Source organism: Nonomuraea sp. NPDC059023, assembly GCF_042740095.1.
Classification (GTDB): domain Bacteria; phylum Actinomycetota; class Actinomycetes; order Streptosporangiales; family Streptosporangiaceae; genus Nonomuraea.
This window is the reverse complement of the sequence record NZ_JBHYIO010000046.1, coordinates 23,401-41,382: the sequence shown is the minus strand read 5'-3', so window position 1 is coordinate 41,382 and position 17,982 is coordinate 23,401. Positions and strand designations below refer to the sequence as shown.

At 71.9% G+C, this 17,982-nt stretch carries 14 protein-coding genes; 5 read left to right on the top strand and 9 right to left on the bottom strand.

Annotation, left to right across the window (positions count from 1 at the left end; translation table 11 throughout):
* Window positions 1-120: 120 nt before the first annotated feature.
* The 5 genes from ACFWYW_RS49695 to ACFWYW_RS49675 all read right to left on the bottom strand — a co-directional run bounded on the left by ACFWYW_RS49695 (window position 121) and on the right by ACFWYW_RS49675 (window position 6,528).
* Window positions 121-2,880 (bottom strand): DUF6493 family protein, encoded by a 2,760-nt coding sequence (locus ACFWYW_RS49695; RefSeq protein WP_379621886.1) that lies wholly within the window; start codon window positions 2,878-2,880, stop codon window positions 121-123.
* Window positions 2,881-2,939: 59 nt separating this feature from the next.
* On the bottom strand, window positions 2,940-4,394 hold the full coding sequence (locus ACFWYW_RS49690; protein ID WP_379621884.1) for a flavin-containing monooxygenase: 1,455 nt from the start codon (window positions 4,392-4,394) through the stop codon (window positions 2,940-2,942).
* Window positions 4,387-5,277, bottom strand: a complete 891-nt coding sequence (locus ACFWYW_RS49685; RefSeq protein WP_379621882.1) for a metal-dependent hydrolase — start codon at window positions 5,275-5,277, stop codon at window positions 4,387-4,389. Before ACFWYW_RS49685 ends, ACFWYW_RS49690 begins: the two co-directional genes overlap by 8 nt.
* Window positions 5,274-6,092: a M24 family metallopeptidase gene (locus tag ACFWYW_RS49680; RefSeq protein WP_379621880.1), complete on the bottom strand. Its 819-nt coding sequence runs from the start codon at window positions 6,090-6,092 to the stop codon at window positions 5,274-5,276. The genes ACFWYW_RS49685 and ACFWYW_RS49680 overlap by 4 nt, the downstream gene beginning before the upstream one ends.
* Window positions 6,093-6,360: 268 nt before the next feature.
* On the bottom strand, window positions 6,361-6,528 hold the full coding sequence (locus ACFWYW_RS49675) for a hypothetical protein (protein ID WP_379621878.1): 168 nt from the start codon (window positions 6,526-6,528) through the stop codon (window positions 6,361-6,363).
* Window positions 6,529-6,633: 105 nt separating this feature from the next.
* On the opposite strand from ACFWYW_RS49675, the gene ACFWYW_RS49670 reads away from it, so the two are divergent.
* The gene (locus ACFWYW_RS49670; RefSeq protein WP_379621876.1) at window positions 6,634-7,416 is read left to right on the top strand and encodes an SURF1 family protein; all 783 of its coding nucleotides are present in this window, start codon (window positions 6,634-6,636) and stop codon (window positions 7,414-7,416) included.
* A gap of 8 nt (window positions 7,417-7,424) precedes the next feature.
* Window positions 7,425-7,733: a DUF3817 domain-containing protein gene (locus ACFWYW_RS49665; protein WP_379621874.1), complete on the top strand. Its 309-nt coding sequence runs from the start codon at window positions 7,425-7,427 to the stop codon at window positions 7,731-7,733.
* A 45-nt stretch (window positions 7,734-7,778) separates the two neighbouring features.
* On the opposite strand, the gene ACFWYW_RS49660 is transcribed toward ACFWYW_RS49665, so the two are convergent.
* Window positions 7,779-7,970, bottom strand: a complete 192-nt coding sequence (locus ACFWYW_RS49660) for a hypothetical protein (protein WP_379621872.1) — start codon at window positions 7,968-7,970, stop codon at window positions 7,779-7,781.
* Window positions 7,971-8,061: 91 nt separating this feature from the next.
* Entirely contained in the window at window positions 8,062-10,173 is a 2,112-nt protein-coding gene (locus tag ACFWYW_RS49655; RefSeq protein ID WP_379621870.1) for a hypothetical protein, read from the bottom strand.
* Window positions 10,174-10,281: 108 nt separating this feature from the next.
* On the opposite strand from ACFWYW_RS49655, the gene ACFWYW_RS49650 reads away from it, so the two are divergent.
* A complete protein-coding gene (locus tag ACFWYW_RS49650; RefSeq protein ID WP_379621868.1) occupies window positions 10,282-11,751 on the top strand; it encodes an alpha/beta hydrolase in 1,470 nt (489 codons plus the stop codon).
* Here ACFWYW_RS49650 and ACFWYW_RS49645 read toward each other — a convergent pair.
* Complete coding sequence (locus tag ACFWYW_RS49645) at window positions 11,711-12,571, bottom strand: arylamine N-acetyltransferase (protein ID WP_379621866.1); 861 nt, start codon at window positions 12,569-12,571, stop codon at window positions 11,711-11,713. The two genes, ACFWYW_RS49650 and ACFWYW_RS49645, sit on opposite strands and share 41 nt — an antisense overlap.
* Window positions 12,572-12,644: 73 nt before the next feature.
* Here ACFWYW_RS49645 and ACFWYW_RS49640 point away from each other — a divergent pair, with 73 nt between their 5' ends.
* Together ACFWYW_RS49640 and ACFWYW_RS49635 are read left to right on the top strand one after the other, a co-directional pair.
* Window positions 12,645-13,319, top strand: coding sequence for a response regulator (locus tag ACFWYW_RS49640; RefSeq protein WP_379621864.1), 675 nt, complete (start codon window positions 12,645-12,647; stop codon window positions 13,317-13,319).
* On the top strand, window positions 13,316-16,798 hold the full coding sequence (locus tag ACFWYW_RS49635) for a DUF4153 domain-containing protein (protein WP_379621862.1): 3,483 nt from the start codon (window positions 13,316-13,318) through the stop codon (window positions 16,796-16,798). The genes ACFWYW_RS49640 and ACFWYW_RS49635 overlap by 4 nt, the downstream gene beginning before the upstream one ends.
* Here ACFWYW_RS49635 and ACFWYW_RS49630 read toward each other — a convergent pair.
* Entirely contained in the window at window positions 16,795-17,976 is a 1,182-nt protein-coding gene (locus ACFWYW_RS49630; protein WP_379621860.1) for a glycosyl hydrolase family 8, read from the bottom strand. The two genes, ACFWYW_RS49635 and ACFWYW_RS49630, sit on opposite strands and share 4 nt — an antisense overlap.
* Between the last annotated feature and the right edge of the window lie 6 nt (window positions 17,977-17,982).

Below are 17,982 nucleotides of genomic sequence, written 5' to 3'. Positions count from 1 at the left end.
GGGTCGCAGGGCGGGTCCCGGGTGGGGGGTCGGGGCGCAGGGCGAGCCCGGGGTCGGGTCCGGTTGCAGGGCGGGGGGCCGGGGCGGGGTGTGGGGGTGGGGTGTGGGGGTGGGGTTCCTTTAGGGGTTGGGGGCTGGGGCGGTCAGGTAGGTGTGGAGGCGGCGGGCCTGGCGGACCAGGTCGCTGGTTCGGGTTCGGGTGGCCAGGTCGGTGATGGCCGGGAGTTCGCCGCGTGCTCCCGCCCAGGCGGCCGCGTCGGCGGCGAAGGAGACCAGGCGGGTGTGGGTGGTGGTGGCGCGTTCGGCTCGGAGGTAGGCGGGGAGTAGACCGGTCATCACCTGCCACACCTCCTGATGGGCCCCGAGCTCCGCCAGCTCCCGCAGGGTGCGCAGCGCGTCCGGGAGGTCGCGTCTCAGGTGGGGGAGCAGGGCTGCGAGTTGCCTGCCGACCTCCTCGCCCGGCAGGTCGCCAGAGGCCGCCAGCCACAGGAACGGCCTCTTGGCCACCGCGCCACCGTCCCCGCGCAACAGCGACCAGGCCAGCAGCAGCGCCATGCCCGGTCCGGCCGGCCCGTCGGCGAGTGCCAACCGGCGCAGGTCGTCCGTGTCCGGACGGGCGATCGGCCAGGCGGACAGCAGCCCGTACACCGACCGCGCCGCCGCCACCTCCCGGTATCCGGCCAGCACGGCCAGCATCCGTCCGCACGACTCACCGTGTGTCCGCAACGTCAGCAGGTCGCGGAAAAGGTCGCGATCCTCCGGTGCCGGGATGATGTCGGCGACGACGCGCGGGTCGTCGCCGTGCACCGTCCACCGCAGCGTCACCTGCGGGTCCGCGGGCCGGGCGGTCAGCCGCGCGGCCACCATCCGCCCCGCCTCGCCGGGCAGTCGCCGGGCCCGTGCCACCACCTCCTCGCTCGCCGTCCTTCGCAGCCGCAGTAGTGCCTGCCGCAGGTCGGTGGGGAGTGGGAGCATGCCGTCCGGATATGTCGCCAAGCGCTCCACCAGCACCGCCGCGTCCAGCCCGCCGTCCTCGCGGCTCGGGGTGGCCAGCAGGTACGGCGGAAGCCGTTCGTCCAGCAGAGCTTGATAGACCTCCGCATACCGGGCCAGCGGCAGGTACTTCGAGGCGTCGCACTCCGTGGGGCCGGGGACGCGCTCGGCGATCGTCCGGATGGGAACGCCGGCCAGGTTGGACAGGATCTGCTCGTCCACCGGGCTCCCCGCGGTCGCGGCCAGGCCGGCCCGGGAGGGTGCGGTGCGTTCCGCGCCCGGCTCGGTCAGCTCCCTGGCCATGGCGGCGGCCCAGTCGGCGGTTTCCCACCACGGCGACGACCAGTACTCCAGGTCCTTGCAGCGGGCGGCCAGTCCCGCCAGCCCGGCGGCCGGCGCGGCGCGGTCGCCCGCGGCCAGCCGGACGAACGCGTCGAGCCACGTCTCCTGGCTCGGCCAGTCGAACTCCGTGGGCAGGAACGCCGCCAACTCCTCCGGTGTGGACGGCGAGGCGGCGAACGGTCCCGGCTCCGGGGCCAGAGGCAGCGGCCGGGGCGGCAGCGGCGCGGGAGCCTGGTCCGGGGTGTTGGCCTCGCCGCCGAAGGCGCTCGCGAGAGCGGCGCCCTGGTCGGCGGGCAGGAGTTCGACGACCTGCCTGATCGTCTCGGCGCCGAGCGGGCTGAACCGGGCCGCGTGTTTGACCGCCAGCTTCACCGCGCGATCGCGCACGGCGGCGGACTCACCGGCCAACGCCGTGGCCAGCGCGGAGGCGTAGTCGTCAAGGTCGTGGGCGGGGTCGCGCAGCAGCCGCTCCAGCCAGCTCAGCCCGGCGGCGACCAGCTTGCTCTCCTGCCGGAACAGCAGCCCGAGCACCGCCTCGCTCGCCTCGTGGGCGGGCAGCTCGCCCAGCCTGCGCACCCGCTTGAGCGCCGGCTCCGCCACGTTGCCCGGCGCGGTGGGCAGCAGCCGCAGGTAGTCGCGCCCGTGCTCGGCCACCTCGCCGTCGGTGGGGTCGAGCAGGTCGTGCAACCGTACGAAGAAGCGCAGGTCGGCCGCCTGCCCACCGCGCAGGAACCGGCGCACGCAGCCCGACAGCAGCGCCTTCCTGGACACCCGCGCCGCGCCGGTCAACGATCTCGCGGTCAGCTTGTGCAGCGCCTTCGGCCAGTCCGTCGAGTCGCGCAGCGCCCTGCCCACGCCCTCCGCCTCGAACAACCGCGGCACCATCGCGTCGAGCAGCCCGTCCTTGGCCAGCGTCGCGGACGACGACGGGGTGGCGGCGGCCAGCCACGCCAGCGTCAGCGGGTCGTGCTCGGGTGGTTCCGCTCCGGTACGGCGCAGCATCTCCAGCACGAGGCGCACCTGGTTGTCGGCCTCGGGCCGGGCGCCGCGCAGCCGGAGCGCGAGCCGTACCGCGAGATCGGACTGCCAGGCGGCGGGGCGGGCCGACAGGACCGCGACCAGCTGCGGGACGTCGTCGATCGACCCCCGCCAGCCGCCAAGCGGGCGGCGCAGCTCGCGGCGGTTGAGCCAGGCGGCCACCGCGGCCGCGCCCGGGAGGGTGGCGGCGCCGGCGACGCGCATCGGCTCGATCCAGCGCTCGGAGATCCAGGGCAGCATGAGGTGCTGGGCTTCGGGGAGGCTGTGGGCAGGCACGTTCAGCTCGTCGGCGCGGGCGTGGAGCGCCTCCCACTTCTCGTGGCGGCGGTCGAGGCGGCGCTCGTCGTCCTCCTCGCCGTTCCTGCGCGCCACCGGCAGGTACGCCGTCAGCTCCGCTGCCACCTCGCGGCGCTCGTCGTCGCCGAAACCGGCGGCCAGCAGGGCCACCGCGTGCATGTCATAGGCGTCGACGGCCTTGCGGACCGCCTCCCATGCCCCAGTCGTCATGCGGAAGACTGTAAAGATCGTCACCGACAGTTTTCGGAGATGCGTTCGTATGCCTGGAGTCAGTAGATGAGGTCGTAGGCGGCGGGGTCGACGCGGAGGGTGCGGGCCCAGTACTCGAAGGTGAAGCCGGGCCAGACCGTGCGGTTGACGCCGTGCTCGTCGAGGTACCAGGACTTGCAGCCGCCGGAGTTCCAGACCAGGGGGTCGAGGCGCCGGTGCAGGCGGTCCTGGAAGGTGCGCTGGTGGCCGGGTTTGACGTCGATGGCTCTGGCCTGGGTTCTGGAGAGCAGGCGCAGGCAGTTCATGACATAGCGGACCTGCGACTCGATCATGAAGACGACCGAGTTGTGCCCGAGGCCGGTGTTGGGGCCGAGCAGGAAGAACAGGTTCGGGAAGCCGGCGGTGGTGATGCCGTAGTAGGTCTCGATGCCGTCCTGCCAGGCGTCCTGGATCTTGCGACCGCCTCTGCCGACGATGCGTTGTTCCTGCAGCGAGTCGGTGACCTTGAAGCCGGTGCCGTAGACGATGACGTCGACCTCGTGCTCGGCGCCGGTCGCGTCGACGATTGAACGCTCCCGGATCTCGGTGATGCCGTCCGTGATCAGGGAGACGTTCGGCCTGGTCAGGGTGGGATAGTAGTCGCTGGACAGCAGGATGCGCTTGCAGCCGATGGTGTAGTCGGGGGTGAGCTTGGCGCGCAGTTCCGGGTCGGGGACCTGGCGTTCGAGGTGCCTGCGGGCCATGGTCTCGTGGATCTTCATCAGCCGCGGGTCCACGGCGAAGCCCAGGGCGCGGGTCTCCAGGCCCCAGTAGACGGTGTTGCGCAGCAGGCGGGCGGCGCCGGGCAGGGCGAGGGCTCTGCGCATGGCGCCGGGGATGGCGAAGTCGGGCTTGGCCTGGATCCAGGGCGGGGTGCGCTGGAAGAGGAGGAGTTCCCTGGCCACGGGGGCGATCTGGGGGACGAACTGGATGGCAGAGGCGCCCGTGCCGATGACCGCGACGCGCTTGCCGGCCAGGTCGGCGGAGTGGTCCCAGGCGCTGGAGTGGAAGGACGGCCCGGCGAAGGCCTCACGTCCCTTGATTTCAGGAAATTTCGGGATATGGAGGGCGCCGATGCCCGAAATGACGGCGTTGGCCCGCATCGTGGCGCCGTCCTCGGTGGTGATCTGCCATTCCCTGGCCTCGTCGTCGTATTCGAGGCCGGCGACCTGCTTGCCGTACCGGATATGCGGCCCGATGCGGTACTTGTCGACGCACGCCCGCATGTACTCCCAGATCTCATCCTGCGGGGAGAACATCCGCGACCAGCCGGGATTCAGCTCGAACGAGTAGGAGTACATGTGCGACGGCACGTCGCACGCGCAACCGGGGTAGACGTTGTCGCGCCAGGTACCGCCCAGGTCGGCGGCCTTTTCGAGGATGACGAAGTCGTCGAAGCCGGCCTCCTTGAGCTTGATCGCCATCCCGATGCCGGCGAACCCCGAGCCGATGATCACGATTCCCGGCTTACTCATTGGACCTCCTGTAGGTCTCGGACGTCAGGGAAAGGAACTCGGCATGCGCCGGGGAGATCGCGATGTAGTCGAGCGCCTGCCGTAGATCACCCTCCTGGCTGGGGTGGAAGCCAGGCCGCAGATAGCGCGGTACGGCCAGCGCCAGGCTGCGCAACGTCGGCACGCGCCCCTGGTGCGCCCGGTAGAAGTAATGCGTCCATTTCGCCCGCAGCCGCCCACGCAGGATCGGGTCGTTGGCCATGAGGAACCCGGCGCCCCGCTTCAGCAGCAGGACGATCATCGGCCCGGTGACCATCATCGTCCGCGTGCGCCGCGCGTACGAGCCGTCGAGGTGCATGAACAGGTCGAACGCCACGCTCCTGTGCTCGACCTCCTCGGCGCCGTGCCAGCGCAGCAGGTCCATCATGACCGCGTCGGCTCCGGCGTCGTCCAGGGGCCGGGCGTCCAGGATCCACTGCCCGAGCACCGCGGTGTAGTGCTCGATGGCCGCGATCAGCGCCACGCGCTCCTTCAGCCAGTACGTCCGCGCGATCGGCGGCATCGTGTCGTCGCCGAGCATCCGCTCGAAGATCCACTCGATGTTCTCGACGTACGGCCCGGGGTCGAGCCCCTGCTCCCTCATGTGCTCCAGCACCCGCTGGTGCGCGACCGCGTGCGTGCCCTCCTGCCCCATGAACCCCTTGACCTCGGCTTTCAGCCGCGGATCCTGGATGTACGGCAGAGCCTGCTTGAACACGTGCACGAACCAGCGCTCACCGGCGGGCAGCAGCATGTGCAGCACGTTGATCAGGTGCGTGGTGAACGGGTCGCCGGGCACCCAGTGCAGCGGCGTCTCCTCCCACGAGAACCTGACCCGGCGCGGCTTGATCGAGGTGTCGGTCATCGGGACTCCCAGCGGCGGACGTGGGGAAGGTCGTCATCCAGCCAGTAGGCGTCGTCCTCGGTGACGACCAGCAGTTCCTCGAACTTGGCGCCGACCGTGTCACCCGCGGTGCCCAGATGCGGCTCGACGGCCCACAGCCCGGGGGTCGGCGGATGCTCACTGGCCTTGCCGCCCGCCCAGAGCGGGGAGCGGCCTTCGAGGCGTTCCTTGACGAGTTCGCGCCCGATCGTACGCAGGGTCCTGAACCCAAAGGACTGGAAAACCACGAAACGCGGCCCGCCCAGGCGAATACGGGCGACCTGATGCCCGATCACCCGCCCGGGATAAACCTTGTGCCGGTTTCGATGCCCTTGTTCGGCGATGAGCCGGTCGACTTCCGCGTAGATATCGCGAAAGGTACGGCGGGCCCGTACCAGTTCCAGGATCTTCCCCCGGAACCCGGCCAGATCCCGGTCCAGCCCGTCCCAGTCGGCATTGTCCCCCAGGCGCCCCGAATACCCGATGTCGGCGACGAACCCATCCCTGACCGGCGCACAGTCCAGGACGAAGGGCATGCCCTCTTCGAGCCGTCGCGAAGTAGGCAGGAACTGGGTCGGAACCCGAAATTTCCGGAATGCCGTTCGCTCGCCGAACCACGCGAACGGCACGTGGAACCAGTCGTCCGCGCCGTGCCGTTCCAGCCACTTTCGCAGGGCGGTGGCGGCCATGCGCTCGGTCACCCCGGGTTCGAGCCGCGCGGCGACATGCTCGGCGCCCCGGTAGGCGAGCTGCTGCAACTCGCGGAACCGGTCGAGGTCCGCAGTCTTATTGGACACATTGTCCAATGTAGTCAGCCGAAGTTGCCCGGTCCAGAGTGAGCCGGGTCACATCGCATGCTTGTGGCCACCTGTGCGGGTGGTGGGGCGACGGCGTCGAGGCGCGCTCGTTCGCGGGGACGGCCGGCCGGGCCGGGCGCGGGCCGCTGCGGGCCGCGCTGGGAGGGTGCGCGTCGGGGCCGCCGGGCTTACCTGCGGGCGGGAATGTCCGGGCACACGAAAAGCGCCGAGAGCGTGGCCGTCGGCGCTTGGCTTTGTCGGAGTCGGGTTACTTCAGGATGAGATAGACCGCCACCGCGATGATCGCGAGGACGACCACACCGGCGATGATGGGAAGGGCCGCCGAGCGCTTGCGCGCGCCGTCCTGCTCGCTCTGCTGTGCGAACGCGCGGAACTGCTGCGTGTTGCCGGCCGGGTCGGGATGCTGGTCAGACATGCGCAGCACTCTAGCCGGAACAGGTGAGCCGTTTGCACCTTTTGCCAGGACTGGTGTGGGTGCCCCTGATGACGGACCACGCCGTCCGGCGGATAGTTTTGAAGCATGCTCAGGACCCTGTTCTCCCCACGACTGATCGGGCTGCATCTGCTCACGATCGGGGTCCTGACCGCGTTCATCCTGCTCGGCCGCTGGCAGCTCGGGGTCTTCCAGGACTCCGGCAAGCCGCACGCGGCCACCGACCCCGCCCCGGTCGCCGTGGACGGCCTGGCCAAGGTGGGCGCCGGGTTCGAGAACGCGGCCGTGGGGCGGAAGGTCACCGCGCAGGGCGTCTACGACGGGGAACGGCAGCTTCTCGTCGCCGACCGCAGGCCCAGCGTGGACACGCCGGGCGGCAACGTCGCGCGGGACAAGGGCTTCTGGGTGCTCACGCCGCTCCGGCTCGCCGACGGGACGCTCATGCCCGTGGTGCGCGGGTGGGTGGCCTCGGCCGGTGACGCGGGCGCCGCCGTACCGGCTGGGAACGTGAACGTGTCGGGGCGGCTACGGCCCCCGCAGGGGACCGACAGCGTGCAGCGGCGCGCGGAGGGACTGCCCGCTGGGCAGGTGCAGACCGTTTCCACGGGCGAGCTGATCAACCTGTGGAAGGGCGAGAAGGTGCGCAACGGGTTCGTCGTCGCGCAGCCCGCCTCCGGCGCGCTCGCCCCGGTCTCGGTGGCGCCGCCGGTCGTCGGCGGTACGTTCACGTGGCGCAACGCGGCCTATGCGGCCAACTGGTGGATCTTCGCGGGGTTCGCCGTCTTCATGTGGTTCCACTTCGTACGCGACGCCGTACGGGGTGATCGGGGCCGTGCTCGACAGTCCCCTGAGATGGTTCTGGAAGGTTAGGAAAACTAGTGGAGTCCGCCCTCAAGCCCTTCCGGGTGCTCGCCTACATGGTCGGCGTGATGCTGCTCGTGCTCTGCGTGGGCATGTTCCTCAACTACGTCGTCCGGGTCACGTGGTGGCCTGGGCTGATCATCGCGCAGGTGCACGGGTTCCTGTACATGGTCTACCTGGTCACGGTCATGAACCTGGGCATGAAGGCGCGGTGGAGCTGGCCGTACATGCTGGGCATCATGCTCGGCGGGACGGTGCCGTTCCTGTCGTTCTACGTCGAGCGCCGGGTGACCCAGCGCGTGCAGACCGCCCTGGCGCAGGCCTGAGTACGGCGAGGGCCGCTCTCCGGGCCCTCGCCGTTTTTAGCTGGCTCAGTTGCCGATGCCGCGCCTGCGCACGCGCTTGAGGCGCTCGCGCTGGGACGGGTCGAGCATGAAATAGCCGACCACCGGAGCGGCGACCACGCCGAGGACGACCAGCAGGGTGAGCCAACCCGGCAGGAAGATCAGCGAGAGCAGTACGGCGGCGCCGGCGCCTACCGCGTACTTCTGGATTGGCGACATCCTCAACTTCCTCCGAACGCGGAGCGCGCGCCCCGCCTCTCTCACATTGTGCGTCTTCGGTCCAACGAGTGGGGGACCGGTGGGGTTCCATTCACGATATGTCGCGTGGGTCGAGGCTTTGGGAGATGGTCAGGAACTCCTGGCGTAGGGGTGCCGGGGCCGGTCTGGCCGCCGGATCGCCGGCCAGCAACGCGTACAGTACCGCCGCCAGCGCGCCCGCCCTCGTCAGCGGCGCGCCCGGAGCCGGCGGCAGCCCCTCGACCGCGGCGAACAGCGTCGCACCCAGCGACCACATGTCCGCGGCCGGTCCCGTCGCGCCCTCGGGGGCGGTGTAGGCGGAGATCCCGTTCGGCATCAGCGGCGGGCTGAGAATGGCCTGGCCCGACGGGGACAGCAGGATGTTGCCGGGGCGGATGTCGCCGTGGTGCTCGCCGCGAGCGTGCAGACCCACCAGCTGATCCAGTACGGCCAGCCCGATCGCGGCCACCTGGACCGGAGGAAGCGGGCCGGTGGTGCCGATCACCTGATCCAGCGCCCGATCCACCGGGGTGGCGCCGGGGGCGGCATGGCGTGGTCTGTGCGGGGGCGCGGGGTCGTAGGCGACCGGCCAGGAGGGCGACGGGTACAGCACGTCACTGAGCGGCGCGGGCTCTACAGGTGGCGTCGGGAAGTTCTGGGCGGGTGGCGTGGGGAAGCCGTCGGCCGGCCCCGGGAAGCTGCCGGCGGGCGGTGTGGGGAACGCGGCTACCGGTGGCGTCGGGTAGGAGTCGTCGGCCGGAGGCGCCGGTCCGGGCTCGGGAGGCGGGAAGGGGGCGTCCGGCGGTGGGAAGGGGGCGTCCGGCGGTGTGGGGAAGGCGTCCGGGGACTGCGGCGCGAAGGGACTGTCCACGGGGTGCCCGAAAGGGGCGTCCACGGGGTGGGGGGTGGGCGGGTTCTGCGGTGGCGCGTTCGGGGGCTGCGGGAAGGGGGCGTCCTGGGGTGGGGCGTCGTACGGGAAGGGGGCGTGCGGGTGCTGCGGGAAGGGGGTGTCGTCCTGGGGTGGGGCGTCGTGCGGGAAGGGGGCGTGCGGGTGCTGGATGGGTGTTTCGGGGGTGATGACGGGCGGTGCGGTGAGCGGTGGCTCGGTGGGTGGCGGGTTCTCGGGGGCGGGCGGGGACTGGCGGCGCCGGCCGAACACCTTGCGCAGGCCCAGCAGGCGGGACTTGGCGGGCGGGTTGGGCGCCTCGTCCTGCGGGGCGGGTGCCAGGGCGCTCTGGTCGCCGGGGTGTGCCGGGGCCTCGCCACCGAGGTGCGGGGCGACGGGGGTGCCCAAGGGCGGGGTCTCAGCCAGATGACCAAGCACGGGCGGCGCAGGGTCACCGGGATGGCCGAGTTCCGGGCCCGTGGGTTGGCCGAAGTCCAGGCCCGCCGTGTGGCTGAAGGCCGGATCTGCCGTGTGGCCGAAGTCCGGGCCCGCTGCGTGGCCGAGGGCTGGGTCCGCTGGTTGGTCGAAGGGGGGCGGCGACGGGTGGCCGGGAGGTGTGGCCGGGGTCGGGGGGAAGCTGCCTGTGGTGGGGACCGACAGGGGGTGGGTGGTGGTGATGGGGTGGTTGAGTGCCAGGCGGGTCAAGGTGGAGGTGATGTCGTCCAGGGACGGCGGTCCGGCGGGGTCGAGCATGGCGCGGATCAGGGCGCGCAACGGCTCGGGGTCGGTGGCCGGTGCGGTGCCCGGCGGGCGGCCCTCCACCGCGAAGTGCAGGGTGGCGGCGAGCGACCACAGGTCAGCGGGCGGGCGCAGGCCGGGGTGCGGCAGGCCGAAGCCGGTCAGTACGGCGCGGCCGGTCGCCGTGAGCATGACCTTGCCGGGATTGAGGTTGCCGTGCACGATCCCGGCCCCGTGCGCGGTCGTCAGGGCCTCCAGGAGGCAGAGCCCGGCGCGGGCGGCCTGGAGCTCCGGCAGGGGCCGCTTGGCGTCGACGGTACGCGCCAGCGAGGCCCCGGACACGAACTCCGTGACCAGCCACGGCCCGCCCTCCTCCTCCACGAGGTCGAGGAGTGGGACGATCGATGGATGCCGCAGTCCGAGCGCCCGCCGGGCCTCCCCGGCCGGCTGCGCCCGCATGTCCCTGACGGCGACGTCACGGTGCGCCACCTCGTCGAAGGCCAGCCGTACCGTGCCTTCGCCCAAGGGGTTCAGCAGCCGATAGCGCCCGCCCAGCTTCATGCTTTCTCCCATTTCGAAACGCACGATAGCGGGATATCTCCGGGCATAGCCATGCGCGGGGGGTACACCGATGTGTTTACCCGGAATCGTGCCTGGTGAGGTGGGCTGGTGCCCAGCCTTCCCGGCACCCTCGACAGCATGCGGAAACTCCTTCCCATCGCCCTCATCCTCGCCGCCGGTTGCCAGGCCGCGCCGCCGGCCGTACCTCGGACTCCTGAAACCAGGACGGACACCAGCATCGCGTGGACGGCGTGCGGTCCGCGTGAGTGCGGCAAGCTGGACGTCCCACTCGACCATGCCAGGCCCCGAGGCGAACGCGTCACGCTGGCCCTCACCCGTGTCCCGGCCCGCGACCCCGCCAGGCGGCTCGGCAGCCTCGTGTTCAACCCGGGCGGGCCCGGCGCGACCGGCCTCGACTTCCCGCGGGTCCTGACAAAGGCGCACGACACCCTCGGCGAGCGCTACGACCTGATCGGGTACGACCCGCGCGGCGTCGGCGAGAGCAGCCCCGTCCAGTGCCTCACCAAGGAGGACCTGGCCACCGCGTTCACCGCCGACCCCACCCCGGACACCGACCGGGAGAAGGGCGCCGCCTTCGCCGCCGCCAGGAAGGTGACGGCCGCCTGTGAGAAGGCCGCCGGGCCGCTTCTGCCGTACCTCGGCACCAGGAACCACGCGCGCGACCTCGACCGGATCAGACAGGCGCTCGGCGAGGACAAGCTCACCGCTTTCGGGCTGTCGTGGGGCGGATCGCTCATGGCCACGTACGCGGACCTGTTTCCCGGGAACGTCGGGCGGCTCGTGCTCGACTCGCCGGGCAATCCGACGCTCGGCCAGTTCGAGGTGATCAGGCTCCAGATGGCCGGCACCGAGAAGGGCCTGCGCCGCTTCGCCGACGCCTGCGGGGCACGGGCGGACTGCCCGATCGGCGCGACCGGCGAGGAGGTGCTTGACCGCTTCGACCGCTTCCTGGCCGGGGGCCTGCCGGTCGGCGAACTCACCGAGCCCGCCGCGCGGCTGGCCGTCCTCTACGGGCTCTACCGCCCCGACGGCTGGCCCAAGCTGGAGAACGCGCTGGCCAAGGCCTACAAGGGCGACGGAAGGCCGATGCTGGAGATGTCCGCGTGGCTGGCGGGCGGCAGCCAGGAGAGCGGGTTCAGCAACTTCCAGGACGCCAACATGGCCATCAACTGCGCGGACTACACCGAGAGGTACGGCAGGCGCGACCTCGACCGCCTGGCCGCGAAGATCGCCGCGGACGCGCCCAGGTTCGGCCCGTCCGCGGTCTGGCAGACGCTGCTCAACTGCGCCTATTGGCCCAAGTCCGCCGACCCGCACGCCGGCCGCCTGAGCGGCGCGGGCGCCCCGCCCATCCTGATCGTCGGCAACACCGGCGACCCCGACGGCGTCTACGAGTACGCCGCCGACGTCGCCGGGCAACTCTCCTCCGCCCGGCTCCTCACCTGGGACGGCGACCGCCACGGCGCCTACGGCGGCAAGAACGCCTGCGTCGACGCCGCGGTGGACGCCTACCTGCTCAAGGGCTCTCTGCCTGAACCCGGGAGCCGTTGCCGCTGACCCAGCGCTCCTGGGCCTCCTGGAGCCTGCGCCACAACTTCTCCCGCTCCCGCGCGCTCACGTCGGCCATGGGGAGCCCGAACACGTCGGCCAGCGCGGCGAAATAGTCCGCCTGGGTGGTGATCGTCGTGCGCAGCGAGCGGTCGCCGATCCTGGTCAGCATGAGGCCGCGCATGGTGTCCACGCCGCCGGCGTCGCGGCGCTGCACGACGGCGACCCGGACGAAGCCCGAATCCGGCGAGGTGGTCAGCTCGCGGTGCTTGTCGGCGAAGTCGGACATCTGCGCGGGGGCCGGGCCGAAGTCCATGCCGACGAACGATCCGCGCGGGTCGTGGTCGAAGCGCCAGCCGCCGGGCGCGATCTCCGAGGGGCGCAGGCCGTACTCGAAGGGTCCTTGGCGGTAGGTGCCCGCGACCAGGGGGAGCGGCTCGCGGATGGCGTCGCCGAGCCCGAGGTCGACCAGCCATTCGCCGTCGGGCAGCCGGACCGTGAGCACGAGGTGGTTGCCGGCGAGGTGCGGTCCGGTGGCGGACTCCTGCTGGGCGCCGGCGAGGTGCTTGGTGACCTCGTAGCCGAGCGCCGTGGCCAGGAGGGAGAAGGCGCCGTTGAGGTGGTAGCAGTAGCCGCCCCGGCCGCCGATGATGCGGGCAGCGGACTCCTGCGGGTCGACCGTGGTGGGCCGGCCGAGCCAGATCTGCAACGCCTCGTAGGAGACCCGTTCGATATGGGCGATGTGGAGTTCACGCAGGTTGTCCGCACTGGGCGGGGCGTTGAGGAGGTCGGGGCGGCCGATGCGGGAGAGGTACGCGGCGACGTTCACGAGCACAAGTCTGCACGGGATGTCCACAAATTGCCGAGTGTCGTCTGCACAGTCCCCTTCTAGGCTTCGAGTCGTGAAAAGGGTCCTGGTCGTCGAAGACGACGAGACGATCGCACGCGCGGTACGCGACCGGCTGGCCGCCGAAGGCTTCGACGTCCAGGTGGCCGGCGACGGCGAGAGCGCGATGGCCGCCTACGGCAGAGCCGAGCCCGACCTGGTGATCCTCGATCGCCTGCTGCCCGGTCTCGACGGTCTCGAGGTGTGCCGCCGGATGCAGGCGGCCCGCCCGGTGCCGGTCCTGATGCTGACGGCGCTCGGGGATGAGACCGACGTGCTGGTCGGGCTGGGGGTGGGCGCGGACGACTACATCGCCAAGCCGTTCAGCATGCGCGAACTGGTCGCCAGGATCCACGCGCTGCTGCGCCGGGTCGAACGGGCCGCCCAACTGGCCGCCGAGGACACGGTGATCCGCGTGGGCGAGGTGGAGATCGACACCGCCGCCCGCCGCGTGTTCGTCGGGGGACAGGAGGCCCAGCTCACCCGGACCGAGTTCGACCTGCTGCGCCGCCTGGCCGAGCGGCCCGGCCAGGTCTTCGAGCGCGACCGGCTGCTGTCGGACGTGTGGGGCTTCTCCGAGGCCGCCGCCACCAGGACCGTCGACAGCCACGTACGGGCGCTGCGCCGCAAGCTCGGCCCGGACGTCGTGCGCACCGTGCACGGCGTGGGCTACGCCCTGGTGCGGCGATGAGGCCACTCGACTTCCTCGGCCGCATCAAGGTCAAGCTGGGCCTCGTCATCGTCCTGGCCGTGGGCGTGGCGTTCGTGGTCAACGAGGTCGGCATCAACTCCGGCTACTCGCGCGAGGTACGCATCGCCGTCGCCGCCCTCCTCGCGCTGATCATGGTCCAGTGGCTGGCCAGGGGCATGACCAAGCCGCTGCGCGAGATGGCCTCGGCCGCGCAGACCATCGCCAAGGGCAGCCACGCGCTCCGGGTCCGCGCCACCTCGCGTGACGAGGTGGGGGAGCTGGCCAGGGCGTTCAACGCGATGGCCGCCGACCTGGCCGAGGTCGACAGGCAGCGCCGCGAGCTGATCGCCAACGTCAGTCACGAGCTGCGCACGCCGATCACGGGACTGCGGGCCGTACTCGAGAACGTCGTCGACGGCGTCTCCACGCCCGACCCCGTCACGATGAGCACCGCGCTCGCCCAGACCGAACGGCTCGGCCGCCTCGTCACCCAGCTGCTCGACCTGTCGCGGCTCGACTCCGGCGCCCGCCTGATCGAGCCCGAGGCGATCGAACTCGGCCCGCTGCTCGAACAGGCACTGCGCGAGGCGGGGCTGGCGCGCGAGGACGTGCGGCTGGAAGGGCGGATCCCGCCCGGCCTCGTGGTGCGCGCCGACCCCGACCTGCTGGCCCAGGTCCTGGCCAACCTCCTCGACAACGCGGTACGGCACAGCCCGCCCGGCGCCCTGGTCACCATCACGGGGGCGGGCCAGGGCGCGGGGATCCGCATCACCGTCGCCGACGAGGGGCCGGGCATTCCCGCCGAGGCCAGGGCGCGCGTGTTCGAACGCTTCTCCCGGCTGGACTCCGGCCGGGCGGCCGACTCGGGCGGCTCGGGGCTCGGGCTGGCCATCGTCAAGGAGATCGTCGAGCTGCACGGTGGCTCCATTCACATCGGCGACGGCACCGGATGCCGGATGGTCGTCGACTTACCGGGGAGGACCACGATGGCGGAAACATCGGTCGGGACCGGGGAGGAACGCCCGGCGGAACGGGCGCTCCCCGAGGCGGGCAACCCACGGCAGGAGGCGGTCGCGGCCAAACCGGCCGTCGTGGCGGCAGAGGCGACGGCGGATGCTACGGCGGGAGTGACTGCGGGAGTGACCGCGGGAGTGACGGCAGGTGTCACGGCGGGAGTGACGGCCAAGATGCCGGTAGAGGCAACAGCAGAGGCAGCAGCCGGGGCGACGCAGGAAGACGCGCCCGCAGTACAGGACCAGCGGGCCGTCGCCGCCGGAGGCGCGGAGGCGGTCTCACAGGGCGGCGCGGCAGCGGTCTCACCGGACGGTGTGGCGGCGGTCCTACAGGATGGCGTGGCGGCGGCGCAGGATGGCACGGCGGCGGTCCCACAGGACGGCGTGGCGGCCCAGGCGACGGCCGGGGCTTCGGATGTGACGGCCGAGACGCAGCCCGAAGGCGTGCCCGCGACGGTGAAGGACGGCGTGGCGGTGGCCGCGAGGGCCGAGGGGGCGGTGGCGGCCGAGGCGGCGGCTACCCGCACCGGCCCGATCACCGTGCCGGTCGAGACCGCGGCCACACGACCGACGCCGGTCGGGCCGGGCTCGCCTCCCCGGACGGTGCCGGTCGGGGCGGGCGCGGCGGCACTGCCCGCACCGGACGCGGCGGTGCGGCCCCCTGCGGGAGCGGCGGCGCGGCCCGCACCGGGTGCGGCGGTGCGGACCGCTCCGGGTGCGGGTGGTGGGCAGCGGCAGTCGGGGAGCTGGTTCGGGCGGTTGTTCTGGGGGATCTTCCTGGGGTTGCTGGCCGGGTTCCTTGTCGGGCTGTTCGCCGCCGTCGTCATGGGTGTCGCGTTCGGGGGCGTGGCCGCGCTGGTCACGCTGATCCTGGCCACGGCCGCGGGTGGCGCCGTCGGCTCGGTCGTGGCCGCCGATACGGCGGCGCGGCAGCCGTACAGGCAGCAGAGACCTCCGCAGCCCCTCGCGCCGGGCGCCTACGGACCTCCGCCGCCCCCCTACCAGCCGCCCCCGCTGCTGCCGAAGCCGGAGCTGCCCGAGACGCCGCGCTGGCTGCTTCCGGCGGCGGCGGGTGCGGGGGTGTTCGCCGCCGTGGCGCTGCCGGACGCGCAGAGCGGGCTCGGCCTGGTGCTGGTCGCGCTGGTGCTCGGGGCCGGCGCGCTCCCGGCGGTGCTGCGCAGGGCGACGCCGTGGACGGTGGCGTTCGGGCTGACCGGCTACTGGCTGATCTCGACGGCCGTGATCAGGGACGCCGACTGGCTGGTCCTGATCATGGTGACGGCCGGGGCCGGGCTGATCGCGCTGGCGGTCTCCGGCGCGGGCACCGGCTGGCTGGGCGTGATCAGGGGCGGCATGTCGGTGGTGCTGGCGCTCGGCCCGGTGCCCTGGCTGCTGTCGGGGCCGGTCAAGCGCCTGGTCGCCCGGCGGCGGATCATGCCGACGCTGGCGGGTGTGGGCATCGCGGTGGTGCTGGTCGGGGTGTTCGGGCTGTTGTTCGCCTCGGCCGACCGCGTGTTCGCCAGGTATCTGGAGCGGCTGACGGCCACGCCCGACTGGATGGAGTCGCTCCCGTCGCGCGTCGTGCTGTTCGCGGTGTTCGGGGCGCTCCTGTCGGCGCTGGTCCTGGTCGCGCTCCGGCCGGTCAAGGACCCCATCGGACCCGGCGTCAAGGTCACGATCGCGCGGACGGTCTGGCTGGTGCCGCTGACCGCGCTGAACCTGCTGTTCGGTGCGTTCGTGGCGGTGCAGATCAGGTTCCTGTTCGGCGGCGCGGCGACGGTGCGTAACACCGAGGGCCTGACCTATGCCGAGTACGCCAGGGAGGGCTTCTTCCAGCTCGTCCTGGTCAGCATGATCGTGCTCGGCATCGTGGCCGTGGCCGGGGGCGTGCTGCGCACCGGCCGCCGCGAGCGCTGGGTGCTGGCCGGTCAGCTGGGCGTGCTGTGCGCGCTGACGCTGGTCATCCTGGCCTCCGCGCTGCACCGCATGGACCTCTACACCGAGGTGTACGGGCTGTCGCGGCTGCGGATCTCGGTCCAGGCCACGGTCTGGTGGCTCGGCGTGGTGTTCGCGCTGGTCCTGCTGGCCGGGGCGGCCCGGCTGGCGGGCCGCGGCTCGGGCTGGCTGCCGCGCACGATCGTCCTGGTGACGGCGCTCGGCCTGGGTACCTTCGCCATGGTCAACCCGGACCTGCGCGTGGCCGAGACCCAGGTGGCGGTGCGTGGCGTGGCGCAGATGGACTCCGACTACCTGGGCGACCTGGGCGCGGAGGCCGTGCCCGCGCTCGTCCGGCTGCCGGAGCCCCAGCGCAGCTGCGTGCTGTTCAACGTGGTCAAGGCCAACGGCCTGGACGCGCCGGACCCGTGGAACGGCTGGAACCTGGCCCGTTCACAGGCCAGGGAGCTGCTCGCCAGGCAACCGGTCAACGTCCGGGCCAACTGCGTGTCCGGCACCAGGGGCAGCTAGGGCACCCAGTGGTTGCCGGAGGCGACGATCATCGACTGGAGCTGCACGGTGGCCGCGAAGTAGTCCTTCTTCCCGATCTCCCGCGAGGTCAGGTACGCCCACAGCTTGTCCAGCCAGGCCTGCCCGTCCGGCTGGACGAGCGCGGCCACCGCGAACGGCGCCACGAACGCCGGCTCGGGCCCCTCCTCCAGCGGCTTGCCGTCCAGGGTGTAGCCGCCGGCGATCTTCTCGGGGTCGCCGACCTTGGAGATCCAGGTGCTCATCTTGCGGGCGGCGACAGTGGAGGCGGCGTCGCCGCTGGTCACCGCGTCGGCGCCGATGCGCCACGGGTCGCGCAGGGCGTTCCAGTTGTAGTCGCCGTCGTGCGCGTCCTCCAGCACCTGGCCCTTGACCGGCCTGCCGTTCTTCACGAAGTCGGGCAGCAGGCCGGTCTCGTTCGGGATCTCGGCGATGAGCTTCTGGTGCGCCTGCCGGATCTCCGCCCAGGCCGGGTCGATCTTCTCGAAGGCCCGGAAGTGGTCGATCATCCAGTCGGAGGTGCGCGAGACCTTCGCCAGCGGATCGTCCTGGGTGGCCCAGTCGCCCAGCTTGACCAGCTTGGTGTCCGGGTTCACCTCCGACTCCTTGATCGCGGCGATCCGCTTGACCGCCTTGTCCCGGTAGCCGCCACCCCACTGCCGCTGGGCCATGAGCAGCCCGTAGGCCACGTCGAGGTCGCCGTCGGTTGCCGAGTCGGAGCCGTTGACGCTCTTGCAGTTCTTGTCCTGCTCGGCGGCGAGCAGGTCGGGGTTGTTGACCGACGGGTGCGCCTCGACGTAGCCGAGGATGCCGTCGAAGAGGTCCCTGTCGCCCATCGTGGCCGCGATGACCAGGCCGTAGCCCTGCGCCTCCGCGACGTACGGGTGGTCGGCGTCCGGCGAGAGCACCTGCAGCGAGCCGCACTTCGCGGTGACGAAGGCCGCCTTCCACTTGCCGTAGTAGTCGCGCACCTGCCCGTCCGCGTCGCCCTTCGGGCGCAGCACACCCTGCGCGTACGGCACGCGGTGACTGCCGAACGGCACCGGCTGCTCCAGGGAGGCGGGGCCGGTGGCGGCGGGCTTCGCGTCGGGCCGCGCACCCGCGCATCCGGTGGCGCCGGCTATCAGGACTGCTAGGGAAAGGATGGTCAGGCGGCGCACGGGTGT

Excerpts from the sequence above, each read along its gene's own strand:
- ACFWYW_RS49695 (WP_379621886.1), bottom strand. The coding sequence starts at position 2,880 with ATGACGACTGGGGCATGGGAGGCGGTCCGCAAGGCCGTCGACGCCTAT.
- ACFWYW_RS49690 (WP_379621884.1), bottom strand. The coding sequence starts at position 4,394 with ATGAGTAAGCCGGGAATCGTGATCATCGGCTCGGGGTTCGCCGGCATC.
- ACFWYW_RS49685 (WP_379621882.1), bottom strand. The coding sequence starts at position 5,277 with ATGACCGACACCTCGATCAAGCCGCGCCGGGTCAGGTTCTCGTGGGAG.
- ACFWYW_RS49675 (WP_379621878.1), bottom strand. The coding sequence starts at position 6,528 with ATGTCTGACCAGCATCCCGACCCGGCCGGCAACACGCAGCAGTTCCGC.
- ACFWYW_RS49670 (WP_379621876.1), top strand. The coding sequence starts at position 6,634 with ATGCTCAGGACCCTGTTCTCCCCACGACTGATCGGGCTGCATCTGCTC.
- ACFWYW_RS49660 (WP_379621872.1), bottom strand. The coding sequence starts at position 7,970 with ATGTCGCCAATCCAGAAGTACGCGGTAGGCGCCGGCGCCGCCGTACTG.
- ACFWYW_RS49655 (WP_379621870.1), bottom strand. The coding sequence starts at position 10,173 with ATGAAGCTGGGCGGGCGCTATCGGCTGCTGAACCCCTTGGGCGAAGGC.
- ACFWYW_RS49635 (WP_379621862.1), top strand. The coding sequence starts at position 13,316 with ATGAGGCCACTCGACTTCCTCGGCCGCATCAAGGTCAAGCTGGGCCTC.